The sequence below is a fragment of the Pectobacterium wasabiae CFBP 3304 genome (assembly GCF_001742185.1).
GTDB classification, from domain to species: domain Bacteria; phylum Pseudomonadota; class Gammaproteobacteria; order Enterobacterales; family Enterobacteriaceae; genus Pectobacterium; species Pectobacterium wasabiae.
The window spans coordinates 3,914,771-3,932,556 of the sequence record NZ_CP015750.1 but is presented as its reverse complement, the minus strand read 5'-3'; the positions used below and the strand labels follow the sequence as shown (position 1 = coordinate 3,932,556).

Annotated in this window: 15 protein-coding genes; 7 read left to right on the top strand and 8 right to left on the bottom strand. The window is 49.2% G+C overall.

All coding sequences use genetic code 11. The annotated features are described in order from the left end of the window. Nucleotides 1-84 precede the first annotated feature (84 nt). The gene (locus tag A7983_RS17875) at nucleotides 85-1,140 is read left to right on the top strand and encodes a phage integrase (protein WP_005967780.1); all 1,056 of its coding nucleotides are present in this window, start codon (nucleotides 85-87) and stop codon (nucleotides 1,138-1,140) included. Nucleotides 1,141-1,447: 307 nt separating this feature from the next. Here A7983_RS17875 and A7983_RS17870 read toward each other — a convergent pair whose 3' ends face one another. Beyond that, the gene (locus A7983_RS17870; RefSeq protein ID WP_005967779.1) at nucleotides 1,448-1,804 is read right to left on the bottom strand and encodes a YebY family protein; all 357 of its coding nucleotides are present in this window, start codon (nucleotides 1,802-1,804) and stop codon (nucleotides 1,448-1,450) included. A 279-nt stretch (nucleotides 1,805-2,083) separates the two neighbouring features. Then, on the bottom strand, nucleotides 2,084-2,590 hold the full coding sequence (ftnA, locus tag A7983_RS17865; RefSeq protein ID WP_005967778.1) for a non-heme ferritin: 507 nt from the start codon (nucleotides 2,588-2,590) through the stop codon (nucleotides 2,084-2,086). Nucleotides 2,591-2,961: 371 nt separating this feature from the next. Here ftnA and A7983_RS17860 point away from each other — a divergent pair, with 371 nt between their 5' ends. After that, nucleotides 2,962-3,192 (top strand): DNA polymerase III subunit theta, encoded by a 231-nt coding sequence (locus tag A7983_RS17860; RefSeq protein WP_005967776.1) that lies wholly within the window; start codon nucleotides 2,962-2,964, stop codon nucleotides 3,190-3,192. Between the two features lie 354 nt (nucleotides 3,193-3,546). On the opposite strand, the gene A7983_RS17855 is transcribed toward A7983_RS17860, so the two are convergent. Then, nucleotides 3,547-5,598, bottom strand: a complete 2,052-nt coding sequence (locus tag A7983_RS17855; protein ID WP_005967773.1) for a S9 family peptidase — start codon at nucleotides 5,596-5,598, stop codon at nucleotides 3,547-3,549. Nucleotides 5,599-5,796: 198 nt separating this feature from the next. Between A7983_RS17855 and purT the strand changes: the two genes are divergently transcribed. Continuing rightward, a complete protein-coding gene (gene purT / locus A7983_RS17850; protein ID WP_005967772.1) occupies nucleotides 5,797-6,975 on the top strand; it encodes a formate-dependent phosphoribosylglycinamide formyltransferase in 1,179 nt (392 codons plus the stop codon). 179 nt (nucleotides 6,976-7,154) lie between these two features. Here purT and A7983_RS17845 read toward each other — a convergent pair whose 3' ends face one another. Both A7983_RS17845 and zwf read right to left on the bottom strand, forming a co-directional pair. Then, complete coding sequence (locus A7983_RS17845) at nucleotides 7,155-7,796, bottom strand: bifunctional 4-hydroxy-2-oxoglutarate aldolase/2-dehydro-3-deoxy-phosphogluconate aldolase (protein WP_005967771.1); 642 nt, start codon at nucleotides 7,794-7,796, stop codon at nucleotides 7,155-7,157. 166 nt (nucleotides 7,797-7,962) lie between these two features. Next, complete coding sequence (gene zwf / locus A7983_RS17840) at nucleotides 7,963-9,438, bottom strand: glucose-6-phosphate dehydrogenase (protein WP_005967769.1); 1,476 nt, start codon at nucleotides 9,436-9,438, stop codon at nucleotides 7,963-7,965. Nucleotides 9,439-9,805: 367 nt separating this feature from the next. On the opposite strand from zwf, the gene A7983_RS17835 reads away from it, so the two are divergent. Next, entirely contained in the window at nucleotides 9,806-10,675 is an 870-nt protein-coding gene (locus tag A7983_RS17835) for a MurR/RpiR family transcriptional regulator (protein WP_005967766.1), read from the top strand. A gap of 393 nt (nucleotides 10,676-11,068) precedes the next feature. Further along, nucleotides 11,069-12,511 carry a pyruvate kinase gene (gene pyk / locus A7983_RS17830; protein ID WP_005967764.1) on the top strand — a complete coding sequence of 481 codons (1,443 nt, stop codon included), beginning with the start codon at nucleotides 11,069-11,071 and terminating at the stop codon, nucleotides 12,509-12,511. 111 nt (nucleotides 12,512-12,622) lie between these two features. Here the strand turns inward: pyk and lpxM are convergent, their stop codons facing one another. The 3 genes from lpxM to znuA all read right to left on the bottom strand — a co-directional run bounded on the left by lpxM (nucleotide 12,623) and on the right by znuA (nucleotide 16,116). Continuing rightward, a complete protein-coding gene (gene lpxM / locus A7983_RS17825) occupies nucleotides 12,623-13,600 on the bottom strand; it encodes a lauroyl-Kdo(2)-lipid IV(A) myristoyltransferase (protein WP_005967763.1) in 978 nt (325 codons plus the stop codon). A 176-nt stretch (nucleotides 13,601-13,776) separates the two neighbouring features. After that, entirely contained in the window at nucleotides 13,777-15,102 is a 1,326-nt protein-coding gene (mepM, locus tag A7983_RS17820) for a murein DD-endopeptidase MepM (RefSeq protein ID WP_005967762.1), read from the bottom strand. Between the two features lie 12 nt (nucleotides 15,103-15,114). After that, nucleotides 15,115-16,116, bottom strand: coding sequence for a zinc ABC transporter substrate-binding protein ZnuA (gene znuA, locus A7983_RS17815; RefSeq protein WP_005967760.1), 1,002 nt, complete (start codon nucleotides 16,114-16,116; stop codon nucleotides 15,115-15,117). A gap of 76 nt (nucleotides 16,117-16,192) precedes the next feature. Here znuA and znuC point away from each other — a divergent pair, with 76 nt between their 5' ends. Beyond that, nucleotides 16,193-16,951 carry a zinc ABC transporter ATP-binding protein ZnuC gene (gene znuC, locus A7983_RS17810; protein ID WP_005967759.1) on the top strand — a complete coding sequence of 253 codons (759 nt, stop codon included), beginning with the start codon at nucleotides 16,193-16,195 and terminating at the stop codon, nucleotides 16,949-16,951. After that, a complete protein-coding gene (znuB, locus tag A7983_RS17805; protein WP_005967757.1) occupies nucleotides 16,948-17,733 on the top strand; it encodes a zinc ABC transporter permease subunit ZnuB in 786 nt (261 codons plus the stop codon). Before znuC ends, znuB begins: the two co-directional genes overlap by 4 nt. Nucleotides 17,734-17,786: the final 53 nt, after the last annotated feature.

Genomic DNA, 17,786 nt, shown 5'->3' with positions numbered 1-17,786 from the left:
CGTCACTGTTTGAATCCGCCCCTAATAAACATTTATACTGTTTTTTTATACAGTAAAATATTCTGTTTACCTCGGATTTGAATAATGACTATTAGAAAGCTACCCACAGGAAAGTGGTTATGTGAATGTTACCCCAATGGAAGAGAAGGAAAGCGGGTCAGAAAACAATTTTCAACCAAAGGGGAGGCTGTATCTTATGAACAGTATGTTATGGAGCAAACCAAGTTAAAGCCGTGGTTAGGAGAAAAGGAAGATCGACGAAAACTCAATGAGCTGATTGATTTGTGGTACAAGCTACACGGTTGTTCATTGAACGATAAAAAGGGGCGTTTAGGTAAACTTAAAATTATCTGTAACGGCCTCGGTAATCCAATCGCATCATCACTGACAGCAAAGGATTGGGCACATTACCGGGATCTGCGATTACAAGGTGCTATTGATAACGGCTACAGTACCAGTCTTGAGACAAGAAAGGTATCTACTGGCACAATTAACTGCGAGCACGCTTTTTTACGGGCGGTTTTTAATGAATTAAAACGGCTTGGTGAATGGGAATTACCTAATCCACTTGAAAATGTAAGAGAATTCGACCAGCCAGAACGTGAAATGGCGTGGCTTACTTCTGAACAAATAACCCAGTTATTAGTAGCCTGTGAGAATCATAAAAATGAAGAGTTAACCCTTATTGTAAAAGTATGCCTTTCAACTGGATCTCGTTGGAATGAAGCAGCAAAACTTAAATCATCCCAACTATCACCATACAAAATTACTTTCATTAACACGAAAGGAAAAAAGAACCGTACCGTTCCAATTTCTGATCAGCTTTACCAAGAATTAATCAGCCGCAACGGAAAGCCATTTTCCCCTTGCTATAAACAATTTTATCGGGTCGTTAGAATGGCAGGCATTGAGTTGCCAGAAGGACAAATGACCCACGTATTACGTCACACATTCGCCAGCCATTTCATGATGAACGGAGGCAATATCATTGTGCTACAGAGGATTCTTGGGCACTCAGATATACGTGTAACAATGCGGTATGCACACTTTGCACCAGACCATTTAGAAGATGCTATTCGTCTGAACCCGCTGGCGTCAGCTATTGGCGACAAAAAGGCGGCAGACTATGTTATAGGGTAATATTGAGTAGAACACAGTAGAGATAAGCGACTGATTTTAAACATAACCTATTGTATTTATATAGGTTATAAAAAAAGACTGAATACGATTCCTGTATTCAGTCTAGGGAAATGGCTCTTGGGAGAGCCGTGCGCTAAAAGTTGGCATTTATACAAGCTGTAATAGCCTTGTAACCTTAAGCGTAGCCAACTCCCCTGCGTTTTCCAGCTTCAACCCGTTCGCAATTATCACAAATGGAACAGGTTTCACACTTTACCTTAACCATAAAGAAGCAAGAAATTAACATTAAATAGGTAAATCAATCACTTCATGGCTGACCATCTGGTAAGCACAGTTGCTCTGCACGATCGATAAATGGCTGAAGGCTTTTCTTCTGTCCGGGGTGTTTAGGATCGTCCAGCCAAATCACGTCTATCGGTTGTGCACTCACCTGTCCAGATTTCATCTGCGCAATAGCAGTATCGTTTAGCGGATATTGCATCAACGTCCCAGTATGTAGGGCATACAGCGCATTGCCAGGCCGACAAATCAATTGCACTTCTTCACGCGTGAAAGCCCAACGATCGCCATATTCCAGCCGGCTGATATTTGCCAGTTTAGCAGCAGCAAAAGCATTCACAGAAAGTGAGGTAAGCACGATAGATAGCAAAAATTTCTTCATCATGGTATTCCCGACATGCGTATTCAGACAATGATGTGTGAGTTTTGCAGCCTTATCCAAATCAGAGAAAGACCGCATCAAACCTTATAAAACATAAAGTTGTGTATCACGACTAACGCGATCATAGCGACAGAGGAAGATGAAGTCGAGTGTGAAGCCAAGAATAAAATCGACAGCGTGGTATAAGTAGGGAGGTCGTTCGAGGAAAGAAATAACGGGATAAAAAGAATATTATCCCGCGCTCTTCAAATGCACATTGGCCGACAAAAGCGTCGATTGTCGTTAGGCTGACGGTGCTGCCGTAGACATTTTTTTCAGGTCCTGATCGATGAAGAACAGACCGCCTTCGCTCGCTTTGACCAGAGCTAGTTTGTCAAGAATAGAACGGAACAGTTTTTCTTCTTCGTGCTGTTCGGCAACATACCATTGCAGGAAGTTAAATGTAGAATAATCCTGTAGTGCCATTGCAGCATGCGCCAGCTCATTAATTTTTGCTGTAATCAACTGCTCGTGTTCGTAGGTCAACTTGAAAACATCAGCCAGTGAATCGAAATCAATCGGCGGTGCAGCAATCGCGCCTAATACAGGCAAGCTTCCTGTATCATCCAGGTAGTCGAACAGGCGTTGCATGTGTTGCATTTCTTCCTGAGAATGCGTCTTCAGGAAACTGGATGCGCCTTCAAAACCTTTGTCACCGCACCATGCACTCATTTGTAAATACAAATTCGCGGAATAAAACTCCAGATTAAGTTGCTCATTCAACTTCTGAATCATTTCTTTTTTTAACATGGTAACTCCTTATTTCCCGGCAGGTGTAATTATTTAGGGCATTATGCCTGAAAAAATAAAATAAAAAACATTTTATTAACACTGATGATTTAAAAATAAAATAATCAATAAAAACAAATAATTAATATTATTTGCATTGATATTTATTATCACTTAGGAATGATTTTCACTGTATTATTGCGAATCATTTTTATTATCAAAAATAGCAATTTCGATCTATATCATTTATATCTTCCTGGTATTAAAAATGATTCCCATTTCACAATCAGAATAATAAACATCCACATGATAAGGTGAACACTTGCCATTTTCCTGTCGCTACTTTACCGTGGCACCAATCAGTCGGTGACCAATAGGCAGGAGAAAGCGGTATGGGACATAATCTGGCGGAATTATCCAAAGAGGATATGGATAAGGTTAACGTAGATCTGGCGGCATCAGGCGTTGCCTTCAAAGAACGTTACAATATGCCAGTCATTCCAGAAGTTGTTGAGAGAGAACAACCCGAGCACCTGCGTAACTACTTTCGTGAACGTGTGACGTTTTATCGTCAACGCTCACTACAGTTCTCTCGTTTACCCTACGAGCCTAAGTCTAAATAGCGATTCCTCGCATTCCATTCTAAGATTGCCTTACCGTGGAAAACATCCCTTTCCACGGGTTACATTCTTACACAGCAAAAATGATTTTCTACTTGCATATCGAACTGCACAGGAGGTTAATGGGATAGCAACCTAACCTTTTATCAAGCGAGGCAAGATATGAGTAAAGGACTGGATAGCAAAAAGAACAGTAAGAAGAAGCCACTGAAAACGGCCGCCGAAAAACGGGCCGACAAAAAAGCAAAGAAACCGCAGGCTGATATTACTTGAGTTCTGATATTGCCCAAGTAATGTGTCATGCCAACCGGGTAAACCCGAAAACGGGTTTACCCTCATAACTTCAGTTGCTAGCCCTTATTCGTGACCTTCCGCAGCCTTTTCAAGCACCATCAATAGGAAAGCATATTCTAACGCAATGTCATCATAGCGTTTGAAGCGGCCTGATTTTCCGCCGTGCCCGGCATCCATATCGGTGTACAGCAACACCAGACGGTCGTCTGTTTTGACATCCCGCAATTTTGCCACCCACTTCGCAGGTTCCCAATACTGAACCTGAGAATCGTGTAGCCCGGTAGTCACCAATAAATGTGGATAACGCTGAGCGGTAACACCGTCATAGGGGCTATATTGCTTGATGTAGTCATAGTAGGTTTGTTCATTTGGATCGCCCCACTCGTCATACTCTCCGGTTGTCAGCGGAATTGACTCATCCAGCATTGTCGTCAACACATCAACAAACGGGACCTGGGCGACAACACCTTTGAACAAATCGGGGGCCATATTGACTACCGCCCCCATCAAGAGCCCCCCCGCACTGCCCCCCATCGCGAACATGTTTTCCCTGTCGCCATAGCCTTTTTCTATCAATGCCTGAGACACATCGATGAAATCCGTGAAGGAATGCATCTTATTGAGCAGTCGGCCATCGTCATACCACTGCTGACCCAGTTCACCACCACCGCGAATGTGCGTTAAGGCAAAAACGAACCCTCTGTCCAGCAGGCTCAAACGGCTAATGCTGAAATCTGGCTCCATGCTATTGCCATAGGCGCCATAGCCGTAAACCAGTATCGGGTTCTTACCAGGGGTGAAATGCTCGCGATGGTAAACGAGGGAAACGGGTACGTCGACACCGTCCCTGACCGTGATCCACAAGCGTTCGCTCCGGTAATGATCTGGAGAGAAATCCTTCACTTCGGCTTGCTTAAGCCGTTGCTGTTCACCCGTATCCAGATTCAATTCATACAGCGTGCTGGGGGTTGTCATTGATGAGTAACCATAACGCAGCAATGCCGTTTCTGACGTAGGGTTGTACGATAGCCATGCCACATAGCTCGCATCATTAAAGGTGATCGTTTTTTCTTCCTGCGTATGCCAGTGAATCTGGCGCAAGCTGGTTAAACCGCGTTCCCTTTCTTCAACCACTAACCAATCTCGAAATAGTTCAAAACCTTCCAGAACGCGGTGTTCACGTGGAGCAATTAGCGTTTCCAGCGTTTGTTCATCAGGTTTATCCGAACGATAGAGACCGAAATTTTTTCCTTCTCGGTTAGAACGCAGGTAAAACCGCCCCTGATAGTGATCGATACCATATTCATGATCTTTCCGACGTGGAATGCCAACCTGCGGCACCGCATCTGGGAGCGTCGCATCGAGTAATAATACCTCGGTCGTCGTAGTGCTACTGAGGTAAATAGTGATGTAGTGCTCTGATGTCGTTTTACTCAAGCTGACATAATAGGTGTCGTCTTTCTCTTCATATACCAGTTCATCTTGTGCGGGATCGCTCCCCAGACGGTGACGATAGACCTGATACGGCAATAGCGTTTGTTCATGTTTACGCACGTAGTACAGCACCGTCGAATCGGCTGACCATTCCGCACCTGCGGTCACATTTTCGATCACATCCGGTAGCCATTCGCCGCTGTTCAGATCGCGAAAGCGCAGCGTGTACTGCCGACGGGATAAAAAATCCTCCGAGAGGGCCAATAGCGTGTTGTTTGGGCTAATCTCAAGCGCGCCGAGACTATAAAATTCATGTCCCTCCGCACGTTGATTCCCATCCAACAGCGTTTCCCACGTTGCTGTCGAGTGCTCAGGCTGGCGCAGATAGATGGCGTACTCTTTACCCGGCTCATAGCGGCTTTGATAACGATAGCCTTTTCTGACATACGGCACAGACATGTCCGTCGATGGAATGCGTTTAACCATTTCGTCATACAGCGACCGTTTACGCACTTCGTGAGGCGCCATAATCGCTTCACTATAGGCATTTTCCTGTTCCAGATAGGCTAACACCTGCGGATCGGTACGCTGATCATCACGCAGCCAGTAATAGTTGTCGATACGCGTATCGCCATGTGTGCTTATGGCGTGGGGCTTTTTTTCAGCTTGCGGTGTCTTCATCGCATCGGATCTCGTTGTCTTGACATAAAAATTCACTCTGCCAGAAGAGTGGCACGATTGCCCAGCAATGCCAAGCCACGTCCTTGTCTCTTGGTGCGCTTTTGCGTAACGCATTCCAGAGCCGCCCTCTTTAATGCGCACGCAAACGTTTTCGTTTATACTGCGGCCATTTTTCACAACCCGATCAGGTATAAGGTTATGTTAACGATTGGAACCGCCCTGCGTGCGGATGCAACACGAGTAATGCTGCTTGGCTCCGGTGAATTAGGCAAAGAAGTGGCGATCGAGTGTCAGCGCCTGGGAATCGAAGTGATTGCGGTCGATCGCTATGCCGATGCCCCAGCAATGCAGATTGCACATCGTAGCCACGTCATCAATATGTTGGATGGCGACGCATTAAAGGCGTTGGTTGAAGCCGAACGCCCTGATTATATCGTGCCGGAAATTGAAGCCATCGCCACCGATATGCTGGTGACACTGGAAAAACAGGGCCACCATGTTGTCCCCTGTGCTGAAGCGACACGCCTGACGATGAACCGAGAAGGTATCCGTCGTCTGGCTGCCGAAACGCTCGGCGTTCCGACATCCACCTACCGTTTTGCCGACAGTGAAGAGCGTTTTTATCAAGCTGTAGAGGCAATTGGCTATCCCTGTATTGTGAAGCCCGTCATGAGCTCATCCGGCAAAGGGCAAAGCCTGATTCGCTCCGCTGAACAGTTAGAGCAGGCATGGAGCTATGCCCAACAGGGTGGCCGTGCAGGCAGCGGACGCGTCATCGTTGAAGGGTTGGTTAATTTTGATTTTGAGATCACCCTGCTAACCATCCATGCGGTTGACGGTATTCATTTCTGTGCGCCAATCGGCCATCGACAAGAAGATGGCGACTATCGCGAATCCTGGCAGCCGCAGCAGATGAGTGAACTGGCACTGGATCGCGCACAAAAGATGGCCAGCGACGTAGTGAAAGCGCTCGGTGGCTATGGCTTGTTCGGCGTTGAGTTGTTCGTCTGCGGTGATGAAGTTATTTTCAGTGAAGTCTCCCCTCGCCCGCACGATACTGGCATGGTGACGATGATTTCTCAGGATCTGTCCGAGTTTGCCCTGCACGTTCGCGCTTTCCTTGGGTTGCCAATTGGCGTGGTTCGTCAGTACGGTGCATCGGCTTCTGCTGTAATTTTGCCGGAGCTTGAAAGCAACAACGTGCGTTATCAGGGTCTAGAAAGTGCGCTCCTCCCCCATACGCAAATTCGCCTGTTTGGTAAACCAGATATCAGCGGCAAACGCCGTATGGGCGTTGCGTTAGCCAGCGCAGAAACGACAGACGATGCTGTTGAAATCGCCAAACGCGTCGCGGCTGGCGTAAAAGTCAGCGGTTAATACTACTGTTGCTGATTGGACGGCCCGCAGGGTGACAGACAAGGATGCCCGTCATAAAAAAATGTAGGGAACATTTTTCAACGTCGCTTGCGACGGCCCGTAGGGTGACGGACAAGGATGTCCGTCATAAAAAAGGCCACTCGCAGTGAGTGGCCTTCGTCATTCAATAACTAGCGAACTTACGCTTTTGCACCAGCAACCGCTTCACGCGCCAGTTCAGTAATACGTGCGTAATCACCGCTTTCCAGCGCATCGTTCGGCACCAACCAAGAACCACCAACACACAGCACGCTTTTCAGCGCCAGGTAATCACGGTAGTTATTCGGCGTAATACCACCAGTTGGGCAGAAACGGATATGAGCGAATGGACCGGCGATCGCCTGAAGCGCTTTCACGCCGCCGTTAGCTTCTGCAGGGAAGAATTTGAACTCACGCAAGCCGTAATCCATACCCAACATCAGCTCAGATACGGTGCTGATACCTGGAATCAACGGGATATTGCCTGCCGATGCTGCTTTCAGCAGTGGCTCGGTCAGGCCCGGGCTAATGGCAAACTGCGCACCAGCTTCAACCACCGCAGCCAGTTGCTCAGGGTTTGTCACCGTACCCGCGCCCACGATAGCTTCTGGTACTTCTTTCGCAATCGCACGGATCGCGTCGATAGCACAGTCGGTACGCAATGTCAGTTCCAGAACGCGAACGCCGCCCGCGACTAACGCTTTTGCCATCGGCACCGCGTGTTCCAGTTTGTTGACCACAATCACAGGAACAACGGGACCCGTTGTCAAAATCTGTTCCGCGCTCGTCTTCCAGTTTTTCATCAAAAATCATCTCCAGACATGCCCGAAGGCATCATTAATTATATAGCGCGCCCCTGCCACAGGGATCTGCGTTGCCGCAGATGCCAACCGCACCGTAAGCCATACATTAAAACTGTGGAATGCCAACACACCTCGACATTCCGGCTACTGACGTATTATCAAAAAATTACTCGAACTCATTCCAGGAACGGCCATCGCGCGTGATCATCGCCACGGACGCCACTGGTCCCCAGCTTCCCGCCTGATAAGGCTTCGGTGCATCGTTGTCCATCGCCCATGCTTCCATGATGGAATCCACCCACTTCCAGGCTTCCTCAACTTCATCGCGGCGGACGAACAACGCCTGAATTCCACGCATTGTTTCAAGCAGCAGACGCTCATAGGCATCCGCTAAATGCTGCTGATTAAAGGTTTCCGAGAAGCTCAAATCCAGCTTCACCGTTTGCAGGCGATGCTTATGCTCTAATCCCGGAATTTTATTCAGAATCTGGATTTCCACGCCTTCATCGGGCTGCAAGCGAATGATCAGTTTGTTCTGCGGTAACTGCTGGTAAGAATCATGGAACAGATTCAATGCAGGGTTTTTAAAGTACACGACCACTTCCGAACATTTTGTCGGCAGCCGTTTACCCGTGCGCAAGTAGAACGGCACGCCAGACCAGCGCCAGTCATCAATGTCGACACGAATCGAGACGAAGGTTTCCGTGCTGCTGCTTTTATTCGCGCCCTCTTCTTCCAGATAGCCCGGCACTTTATGTCCCTGGACAAAACCAGAAGAATATTGGCCACGCACGGTCGTTTCATGCACGTTGGACCGGTCAATACGGCGCAGTGAACGCAACACTTTCACTTTTTCATCACGAATGCGGTCAGTCGTCAAATCAGACGGCGGCGACATCGCAATCATCGTCAGGATCTGCAACAGATGATTCTGGATCATGTCGCGCATCTGACCTGCTTTGTCAAAATAGCCCCAGCGCCCTTCAATTCCGACTTCTTCAGCTACCGTGATCTGTACATGGTCGATCGTCCGGTTGTCCCAATTCGAGGAGAACAACGAATTGGCAAAACGCAGCGCCAGCAGGTTCAGAACCGTTTCTTTACCCAGATAGTGGTCGATACGGTAAACCTGACATTCGTTAAAGAATTCCGCGACCTGATCGTTAATCACACGCGACGACGCCAAATCGGTACCCAACGGTTTTTCCATCACCACACGCGCCGGATCTTTATTCAGTCCAGCGGTTCCCAGCCCTTTGCAGATCGCACCAAATGTGCTGGGTGGCATTGCAAAGTAGTTGATGGTGGTACGATTTTTCTGGTCAAGCATCTTGCCCAGTTTGTTGAAGGCTTTCGTATCTTCCACATCGAGATTGCAGAAATCCAGCCGACCGCTTAGCGTTTCCCACAACTTATCGTCGATGGCTTCTTTCATAAAGGTGTCAAGCGCTTCACGCACGACGCGGGTATACTCCGCTTTATCCCAATCCGCACGGCCCACCCCGATAATTTTGGTGTCCGCATGGATGTGCCCTGCTTTTTCCAACTGGTACAGGGACGGCAGCAATTTACGGCGTGCCAGATCGCCCTTGGCACCGAAAATAACCAGATCGCACGCTTGGGCTGTTGAAGTTACCGCCATGTTCATCTCCTCGTTGCAGGATGCTGTAATTTTATTACAGCCATAATGTACTCTTTTTGACTACAGCCAGTAAACCCATCATAAAAATGCCAAATAATGGGTGATATTGACTAAAAACCACGCATAAATCGGTCTGTGCAGTAGCTGGAATCACTTATCGATTCGCCCTAAAGCGAAATTTTTCGTCGTTTCTGACAGTCGATTACTTTTCTGAAAGTTAGACACATGTCATGTTCTGGTAAAAAAAGACCCCAACTTAGCATGTTGCCCGCTGCCAACCACCACAGGGTCGTAGTATATTTTCACGTAATGCATGCCAGTTGTACCTTTAGTTGAAATTGGAAAAAACTTACATGGCCCTTGTCGTATGAATATGCTGGAAAAAATCCAAAGCCATCTAGATCTCTTAAGCAAATCAGAAAGAAAAGTGGCTGAAGCGATCCTGAGCACTCCGCAGACGGCTATTCACTCCAGCATCGCAACCCTAGCCAAAATGGCCGATGTCAGCGAGCCAACGGTCAATCGTTTCTGCCGCCGCCTTGAAACTAAGGGTTTTCCCGATTTTAAACTACATCTGGCGCAAAGTCTGGCAAACGGAACACCGTATGTGAACCGTAACGTTGAAGAAGATGACAGCGTTGACGCCTACACCAGTAAAATATTTGAATCCGCGATGGCAGGCTTAGAGCAGGTGAAATCCAGTCTGGATGTCGCTGCCGTCAACCGCGCCGTAGATTTGCTCACGCAGGCGAAGAAAATTTCCTTTTTTGGCCTGGGTGCCTCCGCCGCTGTCGCACACGATGCGATGAACAAATTTTTCCGCTTTAATATCCCCGTCGTTTATTTCGATGACATCGTGATGCAGCGCATGAGCTGCATGAATTCCAGCGACGGCGACGTCGTGGTATTGATCTCTCATACTGGCAGAACCAAAAGTCTGGTCGAAATGGCGCAGTTGGCACGCGAAAACGACGCGACCGTAATTGCCATCACTTCAGATGGCACGCCGCTGGCGCGTGAAGCCTCGTTAGCGCTGCGGCTTGACGTGCCTGAAGATACTGATGTTTATATGCCGATGGTGTCCCGCATCGCTCAGTTAACACTGATCGACGTGCTGGCGACGGGGTTTACTTTACGCCGCGGAGAAAAATTTCGTGATAACCTGAAACGGGTCAAAGAGGCCTTGCGCGAGTCGCGCTTTGATAAAGACGAACGGTTGATTAATCCCTTCAGGTGATAGGTAAGTTTTACGTTGTGCTTTGTTTCTAGTTATATACCCTAAATAATTCGAGTTTCAGGACAAAACGTTAACGTTTTGAACAACACAAAGCGTTGACCCGCCAGGGCGAGGCTCACGACGGGCCGAGTATTTGAATGCAGCCAACGCACAGGCAACTTGAAGTATGACGGGTAATAAAAATGAGCGGTATCATCTACCTGCCTCATCTCGATGTGGTCAGCGGCTACGGTCATGGAAAGATGACAGGGATTACCTGTACAGTATGATAATCAGACTCAACACGATGTTCGGATAACGTAGGTGAAATAGTTTTGTTGTAACGTGATATTTTGCACGGTTATTCGACGCTTAATCGCAACACTACAGCTTCACAAGTGAACGGAGTTATACATGTCCAGACGGCTCAGAAGAACCAAGATTGTCACCACCCTAGGGCCCGCTACCGACCGCGATAATAATCTCGAAAAGATTATCAGTGCGGGCGCTAACGTAGTACGCATGAATTTTTCTCACGGCACAGCAGAAGACCATCAATTACGTGCCAACAAAGTTCGTGAAATTGCGGCAAAATTAGGCCGCCATGTTGCCATTCTTGGCGATCTACAGGGTCCAAAAATCCGCGTTTCTACCTTCAAAGAAGGTAAAATCTTCCTGAATATCGGCGACAAATTCTTATTGGATGCCAATTTAGCCAAAGGCGAAGGCGACAAAGAAAGAGTCGGGATCGATTACAAAGGCTTGCCAAGCGACGTGGTGCCAGGCGATATCCTGCTATTAGATGATGGCCGGGTACAGTTGAAAGTCCTTCAGGTTGAAGGCCTGAAAGTGTATACCGAAGTCACCGTTGGTGGGCCGCTGTCTAACAACAAGGGCATCAACAAACTCGGTGGCGGCTTGTCTGCCGAAGCCCTGACGGAAAAAGATAAAGCCGACATTATTACCGCCGCAAAAATTGGCGTCGACTATCTGGCGGTCTCTTTCCCACGTACCGGTGAAGACCTCAACTACGCACGCCGACTCGCACGTGACGCTGGCTGTAACGCCAAGATCGTATCAAAAGTTGAACGTGCTGAAGCTGTCTGTTCAGATGCCGCAATGGATGACATTATTCTGGCTTCCGACGTGGTGATGGTCGCGAGGGGCGATCTGGGCGTTGAAATCGGCGATCCAGAATTGGTGGGGATTCAGAAGAAGTTGATTCGCCGCGCCCGTCAGTTGAACCGTGCGGTCATTACCGCTACGCAGATGATGGAATCGATGATCACCAACCCGATGCCAACGCGTGCCGAGGTGATGGACGTCGCCAACGCGGTGCTCGATGGCACCGATGCGGTGATGCTGTCAGCAGAAACCGCTGCGGGTCAATATCCGGCTGAAACCGTCGCTGCCATGGCGAAAGTGTGTTTAGGCGCGGAGAAAATTCCAAGCATCAACGTTTCCAAACACCGCCTGGACGTGCAGTTTGATAACACAGAAGAATCCATTGCGATGTCTTCCATGTACGCGGCCAACCACCTGAAAGGGGTTACCGCGCTGATTGCCATGACAGAATCTGGCCGCACTGCGCTGATGATGTCTCGTATCAGTTCCGGTTTGCCAATTTTTGCCATGTCTCGTCATGAGCACACGCTGAACCTGACCGCACTGTATCGCGGCGTCACCCCTGTGCATTTCGATAGCTACACAGATGGCGTTGCCGCGGCCAATGATGCGGTAATCCGGCTGCGTGATAAAGGGTTCCTGATGTCTGGGGATCTGGTCATCGTTACACAAGGCGACATCATGGGCACAGTCGGCACAACCAACACGATTCGTATCCTGCGCGTGGAATAATCTGTGGCATCTCCGTCCACTACGCAGTGCTGGACGGGTCACATACGAGTAAAAAGCCGGACGATTTCTCGTCCGGCTTTTTTATCAATAGATGGCTATCCGCGACTCATCTCACTTCTTGTCTCGGTACAAATCATCCCGGCAATACGGTTCAATTTCTCCCGGCTTGCGAGTTTTTAGCAACTTCAGGATCCAGGTGTACTGCTCAGGGTTCGGCCTGACCAGGATTTCCACTTCCTCATTCATGCGCCTTGCAATGTAGGCATCATCCGCTTCCGCCAAATCAACCATCGGCGGGCGAATATACACATCCAGACAGCCATCTTTGGCGTTATATACCGGGAACAGCGGCACGATATCAGCACGGCACACTTTCATCAGTCGCCCAACAGCAGGCAGCGTAGCTTTGTAGGTCGCAAAGAAATCGACGAATTCGCTGTGTTCAGGGCCGTGATCTTGATCGGGTAAGTAATATCCCCAGCACCCGGAGCGCACGGAGCTGATAAACGGTTTAATACCGTCATTGCGAGCATGGATGCGCCCACCAAAGCGACGACGTAACCGATTCCACCAATAATCTACCAGTTCATTCTTCTGATTGTGGAACATCGCCGCCATACGCTGTCCGCGAGAGGTCAGCAGCATCGCCGGAATATCAACGCCCCACCCATGCGGAACCAGAAAGATCACGTTCTTCTCTTGCGCTTTGATGCGCTCCAGAATGTCTTCACCGTGCCAGCGCACATACTTCTCGATTGTCTTCGGGTTACGGATCCCGACTTCCACCATCATGATCATCGACTGAGGTGCCGTCGCAAACATGTCATCAATAATGGTTTCACGCTGTGCTTCCGTTAACTCCGGCATGCAATACAGCAGATTGATGCGAGCACGGCGGCGGGCCCCTTTTGATATTCTCCCGACAAAACGCCCTAACCCGCCCAGCACCGGATTTCTTAACCGTGCGGGAATATAAGCCGCAAGTGCCATCACACCAACACCTAACCAAACGCCCCAATAGCGCGGATGAAAGAAGGCGCGTTGTAACTGGGGAATAAATTCAGCGTTCGATTTTTTTTCTTTTTCCATGCCTAAACTCTTCAGATCAATCAATAAACATAAGCATAATGGCCGCTCAGCGTTTAGCAACATCCACCGGCAATGATGCAGAAACACGTCAGCTCGATAACAAAAAACCAGGAACCCGTGCGCCATAAATGAAAATGCCGGCAGCAAGCCACCGGCATAACATGCAGTCAGTAGCGTTAATCAAACTTAAGCTGCGGCACCACTTCCTTCACCTGCGCCAGATAATCACGACGATCTTTACCCGCCAGCCCTTCGGAACGCGGTAGTTGAGCCGTTAACGGGTTAACAGCCTGCTGGTTAACCCAGAGTTCGTAGTGCAGATGCGGTCCGGTGGAGCGACCGGTGTTGCCGGATAATCCGATGCGATCGCCACGCTTCACTTTCTGCCCCGGTTTAACCAATATGCGATTTAGGTGCATAAAGCGAGTCGTATACTGACGACCATGTCGAATCACGACATAGTTACCCGCAGCGCCACTACGTTTCGCAATCACCACTTCACCATCCCCAACGGCCAAAACCGGCGAACCGACTGGCATAGCAAAATCGACGCCTTTATGCGGTGCGACACGTCCCGTCACCGGGTTCAAGCGACGTGGATTGAAGTTGGAGGAAACACGGAATTGTTTCATGGTCGGGAAACGCATAAAACCGCGTGTCAAACCGGAACCTTCGCGATCGTAGAATTTACCGTCTTCGGCACGAATGGCGTAATAGTCTTTGCCACCGGTATTCAGGCGCACGCCGACCAACTCACTCTGCTCACTTTTACCATCAAGCATTTCGCGAGACATCAGCACAGAGAAGGTATCGTCTTTGCGTAATTTACGGAAATCCAGTTGCCATTGCAGCGCCTTGATGACGTCACGCACTTCAGCACTCGTCAAACCAGCGTTTTTTGCGCTGCTAACAAAGCTGCCGCTTACCCGGCCATTCAGTACGCTGTTACGCCATTCGCCTTTCAGCGTCTCAATACGCTCTTTGAAATCCGTCCCTACGCGCTCATAAATGCGCGTTTCACGGCGGGACATCTGCCAGGTCAGGCTTTGCAGGTCACCGTTTTCACTCAGAGCCCACGATATTTGCTGACCAATCTTCAGGTTCCGCAAATCTTTGTTCTGTTCCGCCAGTTGGGTGACATCAGCAATATCAATGCCGTACTGCGTCAAAATGCTGCTTAAGGTATCACCCGTTGAGACCACGTACTCATGTACGCTGCCTTCATCGGCACCTTTATCCTCATCAAGCTCATCTTGTGGGATGTCATCATCGGGCGAGGGTTGGTCTATCGGTTCACTGGCTTCAGGCGTCAGGGTACGCAGTTGGCTGGTTTCCAGGTCGATATCTTTAACAATGACCGGTGCGTCATCGACGTGGGGATAAACAAAAGGCCGCCAAACAGCAACGGCCAATGTCACAACGGTGAGCGACCCCAGCATGACGCGATGGGGCCGGGGTAAACTGTTATACGCCAGAGCGATAGTTCGGACTATCTGCTGCACTTATTCGTATCCTCATAATTTTCCCTCCAGACAGCTCACATACTGGTTCGATAGCTGCAATAAGAAATCGGCATAACTATCTCTACCCAGTGCAATATTGCTTCCCAATGGATCGAGCACACCCGAGCGCACGTCGGTTCCTTTGGCAACAGCATTAATAACGGCTGGCCTGAATTGTGGTTCAGCAAAAACGCATACGGCTTTGTGCTCAACCAACTGTGTTCGTATTTGATGTAAACGCTGTGCACCGGGCTGAATTTCAGGGTTTACCGTAAAGTAACCCAAGGGACTTAACCCGTAGTGTTTCTCAAAATAACCATAGGCATCATGAAACACGAAATAGCCTCTACCCTGCACAGGCGCTAGCATCTTAACAATTTTTTCATCTGCTTGCGCAATTTTATCCGTGAAATAAAGCAGATTCGCGTCTAGTTTGTCCTTATTCTGAGGCATAAGTTCCAATAATTTTGCATGAATAGCGATTGCAGCCTGTTTGGTCATCTCCGGTGAGAGCCAAATGTGCATATTGTATTCTCCATGATGGTGACCATCGTCGCCATCATCATGGGCGGCATGGCTGTGCTCGTGGCCTTTTTCATGCTCATCATGTGCCTGCTCATGGTTATCTTCATGATCGTGTCCGGCCTCTTTTTCCAGCTCAGATTTAATGCCGGGCAGCGCGGAAAGCGCAATCTGCTTTGTTGACGAAATTTTCGCTAACGGTTTCCCGAGGAAAGCTTCCATTTCCGGCCCGACCCAAATCACCAGGTCAGCGGACTGTAAACGCTGGACATCAGACGGACGCAAGGCATAATCGTGGGGCGATGCGCCATCAGGTAACAGAATCTCCGTTGGCGTCACGCCATCGGCAATGGCCGACGCAATGAATCCCAAAGGACGAATTGAAGTAATAACCGCAGCGGATGCCGCACTGATTGACATCCCGCCTGCGAGTAGCGCGCTGGCAACAAACACACTTTTTAACCATTTTTTTTGCTGAATAGATTGCTGCATGAAAGTCGACCCCATCGATTTTTATCGTGTTGCTTGTTATATTATAACGTTACATGGGTTATGCAAGCCGAATTATATGTCTACATTGGTATCACTTAATAATATTTCAGTGACATTTGGCAGTAGGAAGGTCCTGTCGGATATCTCCCTTACCTTGCAGGCAGGTCGAATTCTGACGCTGCTGGGGCCGAATGGCGCAGGAAAATCGACGTTAGTACGCGTGGTTTTGGGGCTACTTTCCCCCACCTCCGGCTCGTTGGCACGCGATCCTACGCTGCGTATCGGCTACGTTCCCCAGAAGCTACATCTGGATACCACCCTGCCCTTGACGGTCAGCCGCTTTATGCAGCTACGCCCCGGCGTGAAAAAGCAGGACATCTTACCCGCCCTTAAGCGAGTGCAGGCTGCGCACCTGCTGGAACAACCGATGCAGAAACTCTCCGGTGGAGAAACCCAACGCGTCCTGCTCGCTCGCGCACTGCTCAACCAGCCCCAACTTCTGGTTCTGGATGAACCGACACAGGGTGTCGACGTCAATGGGCAACTGGCGCTATACGACTTGATTAATCAGCTACGGCAGGAATTCCACTGCGGCGTACTGATGGTGTCGCACGATCTGCATTTGGTGATGGCAAAAACCGATGAGGTCCTCTGCCTTAATCAACATGTTTGCTGCTCTGGCACGCCCGAAGTGGTTTCTCTTCATCCCGAATTTTTAGCCATGTTTGGTCACCGTGGCACCGAGCAATTGGCTATTTACCGTCATCATCATAATCATCGCCATGACCTGCAAGGGCGCATCATTCTAAAAAGACAGGGTGGAAACGACGCATGATAGAACTGCTGTTTCCCGGTTGGCTGGCGGGAATTTTGCTGGCTATAGCCGCAGGCCCGCTCGGCTCGTTCGTCGTCTGGCGGCGGATGTCTTATTTCGGCGATACGCTGGCGCACGCCTCCTTGCTCGGCGTCGCATTCGGCCTGCTGCTGAACATCAACCTTTTCTCCGCCGTCATTGCGGTGACGCTTATCCTTGCACTCGGGTTGGTCTGGCTGGAACGGCGTCCCTACCTGGCCATCGATACTTTACTCGGCATCATGGCACATAGCGCGCTCTCGCTTGGATTGGTTGTCGTCAGCCTAATGAACAATGTACGCGTGGACCTGATGGCCTACCTGTTTGGCGATTTACTCTCCGTCACTACAGAGGATCTGTGGGTTATCAGCGCTGGCGTGATCGTCGTTGTCGCTGTCATGCGTTGGCAATGGCGCGCGCTGCTTTCCATGACGATTAGCCCGGAACTGGCACACGTCGATGGAGTGAAACTCCAGCGCACCAAGCTGCTTCTCATGCTGACGACTGCATTAACGATTGGCATCGCCATGAAATTTGTTGGTGCACTGATCATTACGTCACTGCTGATTATTCCCGCCGCCAGCGCCAGACGTTTTGCACGGACGCCAGAGCAAATGGCAAACATTGCCATTATTATTGGCATGATTGCCGTGACAGGCGGGTTGGCCTTCTCGGCTGGCTACAATACGCCCGCTGGACCGTCGGTGGTGCTGTGCGCATCGCTGCTGTTTATTGCCAGCCTGATGAAACGTCAATCCGCCTAGTAATCGGTAAAAAACAAAAAGAAAAGCCCTTCTGAAGCTGATATTCAGAAGGG